Annotated in this window: 11 protein-coding genes; 6 read left to right on the top strand and 5 right to left on the bottom strand. The window is 70.7% G+C overall.

All coding sequences use genetic code 11. From position 1 onward, the window contains the following. Positions 1–81: 81 nt before the first annotated feature. Positions 82–3807, bottom strand: coding sequence for a LamG domain-containing protein (locus ABZ928_RS45625; RefSeq protein WP_361533307.1), 3726 nt, complete (start codon positions 3805–3807; stop codon positions 82–84). A 427-nt stretch (positions 3808–4234) separates the two neighbouring features. Further along, positions 4235–5734, bottom strand: a complete 1500-nt coding sequence (locus ABZ928_RS45630; RefSeq protein WP_361533310.1) for an MFS transporter — start codon at positions 5732–5734, stop codon at positions 4235–4237. Between the two features lie 191 nt (positions 5735–5925). On the opposite strand from ABZ928_RS45630, the gene ABZ928_RS45635 reads away from it, so the two are divergent. Then, positions 5926–6657 carry a TetR/AcrR family transcriptional regulator C-terminal domain-containing protein gene (locus ABZ928_RS45635; RefSeq protein ID WP_361533313.1) on the top strand — a complete coding sequence of 244 codons (732 nt, stop codon included), beginning with the start codon at positions 5926–5928 and terminating at the stop codon, positions 6655–6657. A 55-nt stretch (positions 6658–6712) separates the two neighbouring features. On the opposite strand, the gene ABZ928_RS45640 is transcribed toward ABZ928_RS45635, so the two are convergent. Continuing rightward, positions 6713–7297 (bottom strand): NAD(P)H-dependent oxidoreductase, encoded by a 585-nt coding sequence (locus tag ABZ928_RS45640; RefSeq protein ID WP_361533316.1) that lies wholly within the window; start codon positions 7295–7297, stop codon positions 6713–6715. 277 nt (positions 7298–7574) lie between these two features. Here ABZ928_RS45640 and ABZ928_RS45645 point away from each other — a divergent pair, with 277 nt between their 5' ends. Both ABZ928_RS45645 and ABZ928_RS45650 read left to right on the top strand, forming a co-directional pair. After that, on the top strand, positions 7575–8219 hold the full coding sequence (locus ABZ928_RS45645; RefSeq protein ID WP_361533319.1) for a hypothetical protein: 645 nt from the start codon (positions 7575–7577) through the stop codon (positions 8217–8219). 348 nt (positions 8220–8567) lie between these two features. Then, positions 8568–9161, top strand: a complete 594-nt coding sequence (locus tag ABZ928_RS45650; protein WP_361533507.1) for a class F sortase — start codon at positions 8568–8570, stop codon at positions 9159–9161. A 41-nt stretch (positions 9162–9202) separates the two neighbouring features. Here the strand turns inward: ABZ928_RS45650 and cpt are convergent, their stop codons facing one another. Both cpt and ABZ928_RS45660 read right to left on the bottom strand, forming a co-directional pair. Further along, positions 9203–9733 (bottom strand): chloramphenicol phosphotransferase CPT, encoded by a 531-nt coding sequence (gene cpt / locus ABZ928_RS45655; protein WP_361533322.1) that lies wholly within the window; start codon positions 9731–9733, stop codon positions 9203–9205. Positions 9734–9748: 15 nt separating this feature from the next. After that, positions 9749–10531 (bottom strand): TSUP family transporter, encoded by a 783-nt coding sequence (locus ABZ928_RS45660; protein WP_361533325.1) that lies wholly within the window; start codon positions 10529–10531, stop codon positions 9749–9751. Positions 10532–10845: 314 nt separating this feature from the next. Between ABZ928_RS45660 and ABZ928_RS45665 the strand changes: the two genes are divergently transcribed. From ABZ928_RS45665 to nirD, 3 genes are read left to right on the top strand one after another with little or no spacing between them, the layout of a single operon-like run. Further along, positions 10846–12060, top strand: a complete 1215-nt coding sequence (locus tag ABZ928_RS45665) for an FAD-dependent oxidoreductase (RefSeq protein WP_361533328.1) — start codon at positions 10846–10848, stop codon at positions 12058–12060. Beyond that, on the top strand, positions 12060–14693 hold the full coding sequence (gene nirB / locus ABZ928_RS45670; RefSeq protein WP_361533331.1) for a nitrite reductase large subunit NirB: 2634 nt from the start codon (positions 12060–12062) through the stop codon (positions 14691–14693). The genes ABZ928_RS45665 and nirB overlap by 1 nt, the downstream gene beginning before the upstream one ends. After that, on the top strand, positions 14690–15040 hold the full coding sequence (nirD, locus tag ABZ928_RS45675) for a nitrite reductase small subunit NirD (RefSeq protein WP_361533334.1): 351 nt from the start codon (positions 14690–14692) through the stop codon (positions 15038–15040). Before nirB ends, nirD begins: the two co-directional genes overlap by 4 nt. Positions 15041–15160 lie beyond the last annotated feature (120 nt).

Raw genomic sequence — 15160 nt, forward strand, 5'->3', positions numbered from 1 at the left:
CGCGGGGCCGGGCGATGGTGTGGGGGCACCACCGTCCGGCCGCCGCTGTCCGCGCCGTCGGCGCGGCAGGCGCTGTTCGCGCTATTCGCCGAGCATCGAGGTGATCTGGTCGGTGTCCGACGCGGCGCCGGTCCACAGCCGGACCTCGCTCACCGCGCCCGGCAGCCAGTGGCCCCAGACACCGGCGGTGTAGCCGTTGCCGACCGCGAGGGTCTCCGCGCTGAAGTCCGTCGAGTAGGACACCGTCGTGTACTGGAGGTTGTCGTTGAGGTACAGCGACACCGTGCGGTCCTGGCCGTTGTAGACGCCGGTGATGCGGACCTCGCCGCTGTCGGTGGTGGCCTCCTCGCTGACCTGCGAGGTGAAGGTGCCGTCGTCGTTGTAGCGGCCGAAGTGCCAGAGGCCCGTGGCGACCGTCTTCTCCACGATGTCGCCGTCCGTGGTCTCGACGGCGACCGTCGTCTTCCCGGTCACCTCGAAGAAGACGCCCCAGTTCGACGTGGCGTCCTTGTCGCGTTTGCCGACGACCTGGGCGACGTACCCCGTGCCCTTCGCGGCGAGCGCCTCCAGATCGGGATTGACGACCGTGGTCACCGTGAACGAACCCGTGTCGTCCACGACTCCGTCCGAGGAGGCGGCGTCGTCGGTGCCGTCCAGCACGACGGCCTCGCCGTCGGTGGTGGCGCCGCCGGAGACGGTGAGCGTGCGGCCGTAGCCGGAGGCGTCGGAGAGGGCCGTGGCTCCAGTGGCGGCCGTGGACGCGTCCCAGTGCGCGGCCAGTTCGGCGTACTGGTCACCCGTCGCCGGGTTCAGCGCGCGGGCGTCCCGGGCGATCTCGGAGAAGCTCAGCGCCCGCTGCCACACCTTGACCTCGTCGACACTGCCGTCCAAGGGGTACTGGTACGACCCGTCGAGCAGCCCCCGCCCGATCTGGAGGTTCCCCGAGGAGGTCCAGCCGTCGGTGGCGGTCTTCTCGATGTACCACCGCCCGTTGACGATCAGTTGCATCGTCTTGGTGGTGGCGTTGCGCACGAAGGTCAGATGGGTCCACCGGTTCGCGGCCGTGGGCGCGGCCATGTAGGAGTACGAGGAGGTGGCGGCGGCGGTGTCCGAACTGACCGTGACCATGCCCCATCGGCTGGATGTCGCGTTGTACAGGACATAGAAGGGGCTGTGGAGCGAGCCGCTCTGCGACAGCAGCATCTGCGGCTTGCTGATGTCGTCGAGGCGCACCCACGCCGACACGGTGTAGCTGCCGCTGGTGTCGAGCACCGCCTTGCTCGTGGCCGCGTACCCCGAACTGCCGTCCAGGAGCAGGCTGGTGTCCTCCACGCCGGTGTCCGCGTCCGTGCCCCGGCGGGCGCGGGTGTCACGGGTGGCACCCGTGGACGACAGGGTCAGGTTGTCCGCGTCGGCGTCCACTCCGGTGCCCGAGTCGATCGCCGCGCCCGAGGTCTCGTCGAAGTGGTACTCGGCCTGCGGCGCCTCGCCGTCGGAGACCTTGAAGTCGATCAGGTTCTGCGCGCCCCACCGGCCGAGACTGTCCTGGGCCCGTGCGTACAGCCGGTACGTCCCCTCCTCGTCCGGGGTCACCGACGCGGTCACCTTGCTCCCGCTGATCGCGGAGGACCACGCCGTGTCCGTCGACAGTTTGTACTGGTAGGCCACGTTCTCGTCACCGTCCGCCGGACCGAACGTGAACGACGCCGCGATCCCCGGGCCACCGGCCGACGCGCACGCGTTGGTCGTGCACGCCGAGTACGGCGAGGCGATCGCGACCGTCGGCTTCAACGGGCGGGTCGGGTCCACCTGGAAGTAGCACCAGCCGGTGGTCGAGGCGTTCGACGAGCCGGCCAGATAGCTGTCGCCGTCGTTGTAGTACGAGCGGACCCACGCCCGATACCGGTACAGCACGTCCTCGCTCAGCGTCGACCAGGCCAGCGTCACCTTGGTGTTGTCACCGGCGTAACCGCTGGAGGGGCGCACGTCCCCGTTGCCGGCGGTCGTGTCCGACCAGGTGCTGCTGCCGGCGGCCTGCTGGTCGAGGTCGAAGGCGATCCGCAGGCTCGCGTCGTTCTCGCCGCCCGACTTGGTCTGCGCGGTCGCCGCCAGCGACGGCGTCGGGTCCGAGACGATCGCCGGGTCGTCGGCGTCCTTCTCGCAGACCGTGCCGTCCCCGGTGACGATGCCGACCCCGGTCGGCGTGGCCGGCAGACCCACGTACTTCACCGACAGCACGGCGTCGTTCTTGAACCGCTTCCAGGAGTTGGGGTCGGTCTCGTCGTGCGCCCGCAGCATCAGCGGCAGCCGGGAGAACTTGCCCGCCGCGAAACTCTTCACCGTGGAGGTGAGGTTCTCGTTGGTTTCGTCGGCGTTGTCGTTGAACTCGATCGCCGCGTTCGGCTGCGAAGGGTCACAGGCGCTGCCCCGGCCGGCCGACACATAACGGTCGACCATCAGGTCCAGGTGTGTGGGACCCGGCCAGTCGGAGGAGGACGAGATACCGTCCGTGCGGGTCAGGTCCACCCAGGACGCCGTGCACGACATCGACCAGCTCTCCGTCACCCGGAAGGTCGCGTCGAGGATCGACTTGCCCTTGAGGGAGGCGGGCGAGAACTCGAAGTACAGGCGCTGCTTGTAGCCCGAGCCGCAGTAGTACGCGTAGCCGCCGGTGACATAGGTACCGCAGTACCCCATGCCCTTGCCCTCGTCGTCATCGCCGTTGGTCCAGGCGTAGTCGGCGTAGCCGTCGCTGCGCAGCAGGGTGCGCTCGGCCTCGGACCAGGTGACCGTCGGGTCGATGTACAGGGGGTAGGTCGCGCTCTCGACGAGGTCCGCGTCGGGGGTGAGGGTCAGCTCGTCGTCGGTGACGTCGAGGGGGAGGAGAGCGAGCGCGGAGCCGTCGGAGGGGCCGTCGGAAGGGTCGGAGGAGGCCTCGGCGGCGTCCTCTTCCTCGGTCGCGGTCTCGGTCCCGGTCTCGGTCGCGCTCGCGGTCTCGGCGGTCATCAACTGCGTGCTGGCCGACGACTGTTCAGCGTCACCCGCCGAGTCCCACATCTGCGCCTGCGGCGAGCGGAACACGGACACACCGTCCCCGTCCACCGCCTGCATGCCGCCGTCGGTGGTCTCCTGGACGTCCAGTCCGGTCGTGTCGAGCCCGAACGACACCTTGGCCAGCTCGTCGCTCGCCGCCGCCTCCGCCGACTTGACGATCAGCACCTCGCGGAAACCCTCGACGGACGCGGTGAGTTTCAGATCCACACCCGGCAGGACCTCGCTGTACAGCGCGGAGTCCCCGTCGAGCGTCGGCTCGGGCAGCTCACCGGGCCAGCCGAGGGACAGTGCGCGCCCGTCCCGGGTCACGGACACCAGGTCGGAACCGTCGCCGCCGCCGGAGAAGGCGATGTCGACGGCCGCCGCCTTCGGGCCGACCGACCCGTCCGAGCGCGTCTCCAGCGTGGCGTCGGGCGTCACCCAGCCATCGTTGTCATCGACGTCGTCGGTCTTCACCCGCACCGGGACGGCGGAGTTCTCCAGGGTGAAGGAGAGCCCGTCCGGGTTGGCGTACGTCGTCGCGTACTCGGTACGCAGCGCCGGCACCTCCACCTGCACGCCGGTCGATTCGGCCGCCGCGAGCGCGTCCTTGGCCGCCTTCGTCGACTCCGAACTCCCGTCGTTCGCCGAGGCCTCCGCCTCGCTCAACGGCTCGGACTTCTCCGCCGAAGCCACCGATCGCGCCGACTCGGGCGTGCCACCGCCCAGCAGATCCCCGTCAGCCGCAAAGGCGGTACCGCCCGCCTGAACCACGCCGCATACCAAGGCCGTTGACACGAGCAACACGCCCAGTCTTCGCCCGGCTCTGTTCCGGATCACAAACCCCGCCCCCATCCCCCAGGTTCCACACAGATCAACAAGGGAGGAAAGTAAGGCCGCACACAGCCTTCATCAAGATCTCATCTGCCCCAACTGCCCCCTTAAGAAGGGAACTTGGTAGATAAATTCCTTGGCACAGGCTTTGCCGAGCCATGGCATCCAGGGTGATTTGCACCCGCTCACCGGGCAACGGGACCCGCAACACCTCTTTGCTCGGCCACACTTCGACCACACTCCTTCCACGCCTCGGCCACAACGACACAAGGCCGGTCCCCCTTCCGGGGAACCGGCCTGGAACCGGCCTGGAACTGGCCTGGAACTGGCCTCAAACCAGCCTGGGATCGGCCTCCTTGACGTCCCGTCAGACGGCGAGTCCGACCTCGTCCTTCGACGCCTGCCCGGCCGGCGTCTTGTCCCGCATCACCACCACCGCCAGCAGCGCCGCCGCCAGCACGCCGATCGCGCTCACCGTGAAGGTCGTCGTCATCGAGGCGGTGAAGGCTTCGCGGGCCGTCGCCAGCAGCCCCGGGTCGCCCAGTGCCGCCGCCCCGGCGATCGAGTGCCGGGCCTCGTCGGGAACGTCCGCCGGCATCTCCGCGGCGAAGCCGCTCGAGAGCAGGGAGCCGAGGATGGCGATGCCGAGTGCCGTGCCCGCCTGCTGGATCGTGTCGTTCAACGCCGAGCCGACGCCCGCCTTGTCCGCCGGGATGGTGCCCATCAGCGCGCCCACCGCCGCCGGCATCGCCATGCCCGCGCCCAGGCCCAGCAGGCCGAGGGCCACCGCCGGGACCGTGAAGCCTGACGAGGCGTCCACCGTGGTCAGGAGGGCGAAGCAGGCCACCATCACCAGCATGCCCGCGAGGATCACGAAGCGGTTGCCGATCCTCACCGCCAGCTTCACGCCCGTGCCGTTGCCGACGAGGGCCGCGATCGCCAGGGGGACGAAGGCGAGGCCCGCCTTGATGGGCGAGTAGCCGGGGACGAACTGGAGGTACTGGGTCAGGACCAGGAGCAGGCCGCCGTTGCCGATCTGGACCAGGGCCAGCGAGAGCGAACCGCCGCTGAAATTGCGGTGCTTGAACAACACCAGCGGGACCATCGGGGACTTGGTCACGTTCTCCCAGATCACGAAGCCGGCCAGGGCGCCGACCGCCACGACCAGGGTCACCGTCTGGCTGCCGCCCAGCGCGCCGTGCTGCGGGAGTTCGATGATCCACCAGACCAGGGCGGTCATCCCGGCCGCCGACAGCACCGCGCCCAGCGGATCCGGCTGCTGCCACGGCGCCCTCGACTCCGGCATCAACAGGACACCCGCGAGCAGGGCCAGCGCGACGACCGGCACGTTGATGAAGAAGATCGAGTGCCATGAGAAGTGGTCGATCAGGACACCGCCGAGGACCGGGCTGCCCACCAGCCCCAGCATCGACACCGAGCCCCACGCCGCCATCGCCCGGCCGCGCTCCTCCTCATCGAAGACCGTGATGAGGATCGAGAGGGTCGACGGCATGATCAGCGCGCCGCCCACCCCCATCGCGACGCGGACCGCGATGACCTCACCCGGGTTCGTGCACAGGGTCGCCGCCAGCGAGGCCGCCCCGAAGACCAGCAGGCCTATCAGCATCACCTTCCGGCGGCCGAAGCGGTCGCCCAGGCTTCCCGAGGCCAGCAGCAGACCGGCGAAGACCAGGATGTAGGAGTCGAGGATCCACTGGGTGTCCCGGGCGCTCGCGCCCAGGTCCTCGGCCATGGACGGCACCGCCACGGTCAGCGCCATGCTGTCGACCGTCAGCACGAGCGTGCTCAGGCAGAGCACGATCAGGATCCACCAGCGGCGCGGGTTTCGTGGGTCACGCGGTTCCATCGCAGACATCCCCTCATCGATCTACTCATCGACCTGCTCGTCGATCTGGTGCGAACACCGTTCCTTCGATGCGAACACTGTACGCACAGCGGAACAGTGTGCGCAAGATTGGAACTCTGTACGCTGGACGCGCACGACGTACGCAGAGGAGCTCGCACAAGAGCTCGCCGGGAGCTCAAGGAGCCGCCGCCATGCCCCCCAAAGCCAAGCCCGCCGCCCCCATCCCCTCCGTCTGGACCCGCGAGCAGCGCACCCCCGACCAGCCCGCCCTCAGCCGGGCCGCGATCGTGCGCGAGGCCGTCGCGATGCTCGACGCCGACGGCATCGAGGCGCTGAGCATGCGCAAGCTCGGCGCCCGCCTCAACGCCGGCGCGACCTCCCTGTACCGGCACGTGGCCACCAAGGACGAGCTGATGGAGCTCGCCGTCGACGAGGTCGCCGCCGAGATCGACGTACCGGCCATCGAGGACGGCGACTGGCGGGCCGCCGTCACCGGGGCCGCCGCCGCGTTCCGGGCCACGGCCCTGCGCCACCGCTGGCTGTCCTCGGTCCTCGGCCAGGCCGGGCTCGCCTACCTCGGCCCCAACCTCATGAACTTCTCCGAGCGTCTCGCCGCCCTCTTCACGGCCGCCGGATTCCCGGAACCGAGCCGTGCCATCGACACCGTGCTGTCGTACGTCATCGGCATGAGCACCACCGAGGCCGCCTGGCTCACCACGGTCGCCCGCTCCGGCGAGACCGAGGCCGAGTTCATCGCCCGCCTCATGCCCGCCGCGCAGCAGGCCGCCGCCGGCCACGAACACCTCGCCGGCTCCTACGCCGACACCGCCGCCCTCACCGACCCCGCCGCCCTGCGGGAGGAGAAGTTCGGGTACGGCCTGGAGGTCGTCCTCGACGGACTCGCCCTCCGGCTCACGGCATAGACGGCGGCGGGTGTCCTGTGGCTGGGAACCTGTGGCCGGGGCCCTATGGCCGGGGCTACGCCCCGTAGGGCCTCGCCTCCCTCGCCTCCCTCAAACCCCTTCCCCACCAGACCAGTTGATCCAGCATCGTCTTCGCCGCCGCCTCCGGGGCCGATGGGTCCTTCAGCTTTCCCTCGTCGTCGAAGGAACCCCCCGCGTTGTGGAAGGACACCGTGTCGCGCACCGTCACCGCGTGCAGTTCCGCGAAGACCTGGCGCAGGTGCTCCACCGCGCGCAGACCTCCCGAGATGCCGCCGTAGGAGACGAGGGCGATCGGCTTGGTCTGCCACTCGGTGTAGTGCCAGTCGATGAGGTTCTTCAGGCCGGCCGGGTAGGAGTGGTTGTACTCGGGGGTGAGGACCACGAAGGCGTCGGCCGACGCCAGCTTCGGGGTGACGGCCGACAGGGTCGCCGTCGTCTCCGGGGTGCGGGCGAAGGACATGGGGAGGTCGGCCTCCGCGACGTCCACGATTTCCGGGAGCAGGTCGTCGCGGTCGCGCATCAGGGTGAGGAGCCAGTCGGCGACGACCGGGCCGAAGCGGCCGTGGCGGTTGCTGCCGACGACGAGGGTGACCCGCAGCGGGGTGTCGGTGGTCTGCATGCGGGACAGCCTCGTACCTCAAGGAAGGTTGAGGTCAAGTCGCGGACGCACGTCGGGGGTCACCCGGTCGCACCCCCGCCCTGCGCCCTTCGGGTTCTCTTCCGTGCCGCATCGCTCCTACGTCGATGACCTGCCGGAATGCCTCCGCCGACGGCCCCTCGCGCACACACCTGACACCCATTCACCGCATTTCTGACACACCCTCAGGAAGCGCGCTCGGCCCGCTGCCACTTACCTCGGAAGGGCAGGGGACACCGAACAGCTCCAGGGAGCACCGATGCGCCGTACCGCCCGCATGCTCACCGGCACCGCGCTCGCCGTCGCGGCCGCGGGGCTGGTCGCCGCACCGGTGTACGCCGCTGACGCCCCTCTTGTCGCGGGTCACCTCCGGGGCGCCTCAGTCGGTGTCGAGACCGCGACCGTGCTCACCCCTTCGGGCCTCCGCGCGCTCGCGCTCTCGACACCGACGCGCCCCTTCGGCTCCCTCGCTGCGAACCTCGAGGTGTACCCGTCCTCGGTCGTGCCGGGCGGGCAGGTCACCGTGAACACGGCGGCGTGCGGGGACGGCGGTACGGCGGAGGGCGACGCGAGTGCGGTGGGCGCCGGGACGTTCACGCTCGCGCCGAGCGCCCATGAGCAGGACGCGATCGGGCAGTTCAAGGTGCCCGAGAGCGCGCAGCCGGGGACGTACGAGATCGTCGCGACCTGTGCGGAGGGCGGGCGGCGGGTCACGGGTGACCTCGTGGTGACGCTCACCTCCGCACGTCAGCAGGTGCATCCCCGGGGAAGTGTGAAGACGGGGGTCGGTGGCGCTCTGGGCCCCGATCCCGTGCAGACCGCGGCCGGTGTGGCGGCTCTCGCCGTCGCCGCCGCGGGCGGTACCTGGCTCCTGCATCGCCGGGCGAGAGGCGACGGGATCTGACGGACACCCTCCGCTGTCCGTCCGCCGGTACCGCACGTCCCCTCCCCCTCCGGGCCCGACGCCCCTCGCGGCCCGGAGGGGGACCGGGGCCCGGCCCAGCGAGAAAGGAGGCCCCGCATGCACCACCACAACAACTCCACCGACGCCGACGGCCCCCACAGCTCCGGCCGCGCCGACGACTCCCACAGCTCCGGCCGCCCCGACGACTCCCACAGCCCTGGCCGCCCCGACAACTCCTACAGCCCCGGCAACCCGGACGACTCCCGCAACTCCGGCGCCCCCGCCAGCTCCGGCAACCCCCGCAACGCCCATACCCCCCGCGCCCCCCGCAGCTCCGGCAACCTCGTCATAGCGGCCGTCACCGTCGTCGCCCTCTGCTGCGGTGCCTGGCTCCTGCGCAGTGGCGCCGAGACCCACGCGCCGCCGCAGCCCTCCGTCGCCGAGGCCCGCCCGGGTCACGCCGATCCGCGTTCGGCGCCCGCGCTGCCACCCTCCCCGCCCGACCGGATCCGCATCCCGTCGATCCGCGTGAACGCCCCCCTCATGGGCCTCGGCCTCACCCCCACCGGCAGCCTCGACGTCCCGCCCGCCGAGAAGGAGAACCTCGCCGGCTGGTACGAGGCGGGCACCACCCCCGGTGAGACGGGCACCGCGATCGTCGCCGGCCATGTCGACAACGCCGACGGCCCCGCCGTCTTCTACTCCCTCGGCGCCCTGAAGAAGGGCGGCACCATCGAGGTGGACCGGCGCGACGGCACCACGGCCCTCTTCTCGGTCGACGCCGTCGAGGTGTACGACGCGAAGGACTTCCCGGACGAGAAGGTGTACGGGGCCGCCGACCGCCCCGAGCTGCGGGTGATCACCTGCGGGGGCGGGTACTCACGGTCGACCGGCTATCAGGGGAACGTCGTCGTCTTCGCGCACCTCACCGCGAGCCGCTGAGACCGGCTGAGACCGGATGAGACCGACTGAGACCGGATGGACTACTCGCCGACGACCCGCCTCGCAATCGTCCGCGCACACTCCAGCGACTCCGCCCCCGCCGTGTCCACCTCCACGTCGTACACCACTCCCTGGTGGACGATCTCCGCCTGCTTCTCCGCCATCCCCCGCACCCGGTCGCCTCGCGCGATCTCCCGGCCCGCGGCCACCTCGGGCGCGCAGTGGACGCCGACCCAGAGGACGTCGAGGCCGTCGAGGATCCGGCGCCAGCGGTCCTGGGTGGAGGCGCCGCCGAGGAAGACGTCGTCGATGATGATCCGGGCGCCGGAGTGGGCCATGGCCGCGATGCCCTGCGCCCAGGCCGCTTCCAGGGCCATGAACTCCGGGCCGATCTCGATCCCGCCGTCGGGGGCGAACTCGATGCCCGCGCCCTGGCCCGGCATCGCCTCGATGAGGGAGTCGACTCCGAACGTCAGCCACGGGTCCGGCAGTACGGCCTGGAGACAGCGGACGATCCCGGACTTGCCGGAGCTGGAGCCGCCGTTGAGCACGATCACCTGGGTCGTCGTCACCGGGTCACCGTAGCGTCAGGCGACCCACTGCTCGTACGCCATTTTCGTCACCAGCGAGAACACCACCGTCAGCAGCACGACCCGCACGAAACCGCTGCCCTTCTTCAGTGCGGTGTGCGCGCCGAGCGTGCCGCCCGCCAGGTTGAAGACCGCCATCAGGCCCGCCAGCTGCCACAGGACCGTGCCCTGCCAGGCGAAGGTGGCGAGGGCGCCGGCGTTGGTGCAGCAGTTGACGATCTTCGCGGTGGCGGAGGCGGTGACCAGGTCGAGGTGGAGGACGGCGGTGAGGGCGAGGACCAGGAACGTTCCGGTGCCGGGGCCGATCAGACCGTCGTAGAAGCCGATGCCGAGGCCCGCGAGGCCGATCGCGGCGAGGATCTGGCGGCGGGTTGCCGGGCCGGTCGCGGGGGCGGTGCCGAAGGCGGGGCGCAGGATCACGAAGGCGGCCACGGCCAGCAGGACCACCATGATCACGGGCTTCAGTACGTCCGTGCTCATGCCCGCCGCGAAGAAGGCGCCCGCCGAGGAGCCCGCGAGCGCCGCCAGCCCGATACGGACCGCCAGGCGTACGTCGACCCGGGCCTTACGGGCGTACGTCACCGCCGCGCCCCCGGTGCCGACGATGGCGACCGCCTTGTTGGTGCCGAGGGCGTACGCGGCCGGGGTGTTCGCCGGGAGGCCGAGCAGCATGGCCGGGAGCATGAGCAGGCCCCCGCCGCCGACCACGGCGTCGACCCAGCCGGCCGCGAGGGCCGCGAGGCAGAGGACGACGAGAGTGGTCAGCGATATGTCGGGCATGATCGCGACCCTAGAGAACCGATAGATGTGCGGTCCACGGAATTGAGTGTGATCTCAGCCGCCCGCCACCCGCCGCCGTACCCACCGCCGTCCACTGCCGTACCCACCGCCGTGGCCGCCGCACGCCCCGCCGTATCCGCCTCGTAGACGATGTCACCTGCACCGATCCCCCCAGGGTTTCCGCACCTCACAGCCCGCCCCCGGCGGATCCCGGGAACCCTCACACCCACCGCCCGCCCCTGTTGAGGGCAGCGTTCCTCGCGGGAAACAGATGTGATGCGGTCGGGTAACACCGGCACCGCACGCTCCTGGACATGACCTCGAATACGCGTGTGGTGGTGATCGGCGCCGGGCTCGCGGGCGTCCGTCTCGCCCGGCGGCTCGGCGAGCTCGGTACGCCCGTGACGCTGATCGGCGAGGAGGAGCACCGCCCCTACAACCGGGTGCTGCTCGCCGAGGTGCTGGCCGGACGGTACAGCCCCGACGTGATCGCGCTGCCCGCTCCCGCGGAGCTCACGCGCGGCCGGGTCACGGGTATCGACCGCGAGGTGCGAGCCGTACACCTCGCGGACGGCTCGAAGATCGCATACGACCGGCTGGTTCTGGCCACCGGCTCGAACCCGGTGCTGCCGCCGCTGCGCGGCCTGTTCACCCCCGACCATGTGCTGCCCGAGGGCGTCCACGCGTTCCGGACCATGGACGACTGCCTCGGGCTGTCGAAGGCGGTCCGGCCGGGGGCCAAGGCGGTCGTGATCGGCGGCGGGCTCCTCGGCGTCTCCGCCGCCCGCGCGCTCGCCCAGCGCGGCGCGCAGGTGATCCTCGCCCAGCAGTCCGAGCGGCTCATGGAGCGCCAGCTCGACCCGAACGCCTCGAAGCTGGTCCGCCGGCATCTGACCGGCCTCGGTGTCGAGGTCCACACCGAGTGCCGGGTGCGGGACGTGCGCTGTGTCGGCGGCGCGGTCCGCTCGGTCGAGATGGCCGACGGTTACGCCCTCGACGCCGACCTCGTGGTCCTGGCCTGCGGGGTCCACCCGAAGGTCGGGCTCGCCCAGGTCGCGGGACTGGACGTCCGTAAGGGCATCGTCGTGGACGACGAACTCCGTACGTCCGACCCGTACATCCACGCCATCGGCGACTGCGCCCAGCACGACGGAAACGTGTACGGGCTCGCCACCCCGGCCCTCGAACAGGCCGAGGTGCTCGCCGAGTTGCTCGCCGGTCGGGCCAACGCCCGTTACACCGGCACCCGTTCGCTGACCCGGCTCACGCTGCCGGGTCAGACCGCCTTCGACCTCGCCGCGTTCGGTGAGACGGAGGCACTTCCCGGCGACGACGTCGTGCAACTCGCCGACGCCACCCGGGGCACCTACCGCAAGGTCGTCGTCCGCGACGACCGTCTGGTCGGCGGGGTCCTCGTCGGCGAACTCGGCACCGTCGGCGCGCTCGCCCGCGCCTGGGAGGGAGCAGAGCCGCTCCCGTCCGACGGCGGCCCTCTGCTCCACCTGCTCACCAACGATGGAGGCTCCTGATGACCGCCACCCCGGAGGCCACGGAGGCCACCCCCACGATCGTGCTCGTCGGCCACGGCATGGTCGGCCAGCGCTTCCTCGAAGCGCTCGCCGAGCGCGGCCTGACCGCCACGCACCGCGTGGTCGTGCTGTGCGAGGAGCCGCGTCCCGCGTACGACCGCGTGGCGCTGACCTCGTACTTCTCGGGCAGGACACCCGAGGAACTGTCCATGACGGACATGGAGTTCATCGAGGCGCAGGGCATCGAGCTCTACGTCGGCGACCCGGCCGAGACCATCGACCGGGACGCCCGCAAGGTGACCGCGCGGTCCGGGCAGGTCTTCGAGTACGACGTCCTCGTCCTCGCCACCGGGTCGTACCCGTTCGTGCCGCCGGTCCCGGGCAAGGACGCCAAGGGCTGTTTCGTCTACCGCACGATCGAGGACCTTCTCGCGATCGAGGAGTACGCCAGGACGCGCACGACCGGTGCCGTGGTCGGCGGCGGTCTGCTCGGACTTGAGGCGGCCGGTGCGCTGAAGGGGCTCGGACTCACCTCCCACATCGTGGAGTTCGCGCCGCGGCTGATGCCGGTGCAGGTCGACGAGGGCGGTGGCGCGGCGCTGCTGCGGACCATCGAGGGGATGGGGCTGAGCGTCCACACGGGCGTCGGCACACAGGAGATCGTGGTCGACGCCGAAGGTGCCGTCACCGGCATGAAGCTGTCGGACGGTTCCGAACTCGCCACGGATCTGGTGGTGTTCAGCGCCGGTGTCCGTCCCCGCGACCAGCTGGCCCGCGACTGCGGTCTGACGGTCGGCGAGCGCGGCGGCATCACGGTCGACGAGCAGTGCCGGACCGTCGCCGACCCGCGTGTCTTCGCGATCGGCGAGTGCGCGCTGGCCGCCGACGGCCGGGTGTACGGCCTGGTGGCCCCCGGTTACGAGCAGGCCGAGACGGCCGCCGCGACCATCGCCCAGGACGAATCCGCCTTCACCGGCGCGGACTTGTCCACCAAGCTGAAGCTGCTCGGCGTCGACGTCGCCTCCTTCGGTGACGCGCACGGCGCGACCGAGGACTGCCTGGACGTCGTCTACTCCGACTCCCGCGCGGGCCTGTACAAGAAGCTGGTCATCGGCCGCGACGGCACGCTGCTCGGCGGCATCCTGGTCGGGGACGCGGAGGCGTACGGCACGCTGAAGGCGTTCACCGGCTCCGTCCCGCCGGTCTCCCCCGAGTCCCTGGTGCTGCCCGCCGGCGCCGGGGAGTCCGCGCAGCTCGGCCCGACCGCGCTGCCGGACGACGCGATCATCTGCTCCTGCAACAACGTCCGCAAGGGCACCATCCGCGGGGCGGTCACCGAGCACAACTGCACGACCGTGCCCGAGGTGAAGAAGTGCACCAAGGCCGGTACGACGTGCGGCAGTTGCGTCAAGGTCCTCGGCCAGCTGGTCACCGCCGAACTGGAGGCGTCCGGCGTCGTCGTCGACAAGGGCCTGTGCGGCTGCTTCTCGCAGACCCGCGAGGAGCTGTACGAGATCGTCCTCGCCCTGCGCGTCAACACCTACCAGGACCTGCTGGACCGCTACGGCCGCGACGAGGCCAAGGGCGGCGACGGCTGCGAGATCTGCAAGCCGGCCGTCGCCTCGATCATCGCCTCCCTCGCCCCGACGATCGGCGCGAGCGGCTATGTCCTGGAGGGCGAGCAGGCATCGCTCCAGGACAGCAACGACCACTTCCTCGCCAACCTCCAGAAGAACGGCTCGTACTCGGTCGTCCCGCGCATCCCCGGCGGTGAGATCACCCCCGAGGGGCTCATCGTCATCGGTGAGATCGCCCGTGACTTCGGCCTCTACACCAAGATCACGGGCGGCCAGCGGATCGACATGTTCGGCGCCCGTGTCGAGCAACTCCCGCTGATCTGGACCCGGTTGGTGGACGCCGGCTTCGAGTCAGGGCACGCCTACGGCAAGTCCCTCCGTACGGTGAAGTCGTGCGTCGGCCAGACCTGGTGCCGCTACGGCGTCCAGGACTCGGTCCGGATGGCGATCGACCTGGAGCTGCGCTACCGGGGCCTGCGGTCCCCCCACAAGCTGAAGTCCGCCGTCTCCGGGTGCGCCCGCGAGTGCGCGGAGGCCCAGTCGAAGGACTTCGGCGTCATCGCCACCTCGAACGGCTGGAACCTCTACGTCGGCGGCAACGGCGGCGCCACCCCGCGCCACGCCGACCTGCTGGCCCAGGACCTGTCGGACGCCGAACTCATCAAGCTGATCGACCGGTTCCTGATGTTCTACATCCGCACCGCCGACCGTCTGGAGCGCACCTCGACCTGGCTGGAGCGGATCCCGGGCGGCCTGGACCACGTACGCGATGTCGTCGTCGAGGACTCCCTCGGTATCTGCGAGGAGCTGGAGTCGCTGATGACGGCCCATGTCGCGCACTACGCCGACGAGTGGGCGACCACCATCAACGACCCCGAGAAGCTCGCCCGGTTCGTGTCCTTCGTGAACGCCCCGGACACCCCCGACCCGGTCGTCGGCTTCGTCCCCGAGCGCGACCAGATCAAGCCCGACCTGCCGCTGCTGTCCATCGGCATGCGAGCCACCGGACCCGATGAAAGCACCGTAGACGTCCTGGAAGGATCCGCCCAGCGATGACTCTCGCACCCGAGACCACCGACCTGAAGATCCAACTGCTGCTCGGCGACAGCTGGTTCACGGTCTGCGACCTGAACGTCCTGCTGCCGGGCCGCGGCGTCGCGGCCCTGCTGCCCGACGGCCGCCAGGTGGCCCTGTTCCGTGACCGCGCGGGTAAGCTGTACGCCATCGACAACCGCGACCCGTTCGGCGGCGCGGCGGTCCTCTCCCGCGGCCTCACCGGCACCCACCAGGGCCGCCCGTTCGTCGCCTCGCCGCTGCTGAAGCAGCGCTTCGACCTGGAGACCGGGCAGTGCCTGGACGACGAGTCGGTGCGGATCGCGGCGTACGAGGTACGCGCGTCCTGACGCCGGACAGTACGTCTACGGGGTGGGTGCGGACTACGTCCGTCGCCCACCCCGTCGTTCGTACAGGTCTGCGAACAGCGGCGATGACGTGCGGCTCGTACCGACCGGCCCGACTACGCC

The organism is Streptomyces sp. NPDC046909 (genome assembly GCF_040644695.1).
Lineage (GTDB): Bacteria > Actinomycetota > Actinomycetes > Streptomycetales > Streptomycetaceae > Streptomyces.

Bases quoted from the DNA above. Each gene is read 5' to 3' on its own strand.
- ABZ928_RS45640 (WP_361533316.1), bottom strand. From the start codon at position 7,297: ATGCAGACCACCGACACCCCGCTGCGGGTCACCCTCGTCGTCGGCAGC.
- ABZ928_RS45665 (WP_361533328.1), top strand. From the start codon at position 10,846: ATGACCTCGAATACGCGTGTGGTGGTGATCGGCGCCGGGCTCGCGGGC.
- ABZ928_RS45660 (WP_361533325.1), bottom strand. From the start codon at position 10,531: ATGCCCGACATATCGCTGACCACTCTCGTCGTCCTCTGCCTCGCGGCC.
- nirB (WP_361533331.1), top strand. From the start codon at position 12,060: ATGACCGCCACCCCGGAGGCCACGGAGGCCACCCCCACGATCGTGCTC.
- nirD (WP_361533334.1), top strand. From the start codon at position 14,690: ATGACTCTCGCACCCGAGACCACCGACCTGAAGATCCAACTGCTGCTC.
- ABZ928_RS45635 (WP_361533313.1), top strand. From the start codon at position 5,926: ATGCCCCCCAAAGCCAAGCCCGCCGCCCCCATCCCCTCCGTCTGGACC.
- ABZ928_RS45645 (WP_361533319.1), top strand. From the start codon at position 7,575: ATGCGCCGTACCGCCCGCATGCTCACCGGCACCGCGCTCGCCGTCGCG.
- ABZ928_RS45630 (WP_361533310.1), bottom strand. From the start codon at position 5,734: ATGGAACCGCGTGACCCACGAAACCCGCGCCGCTGGTGGATCCTGATC.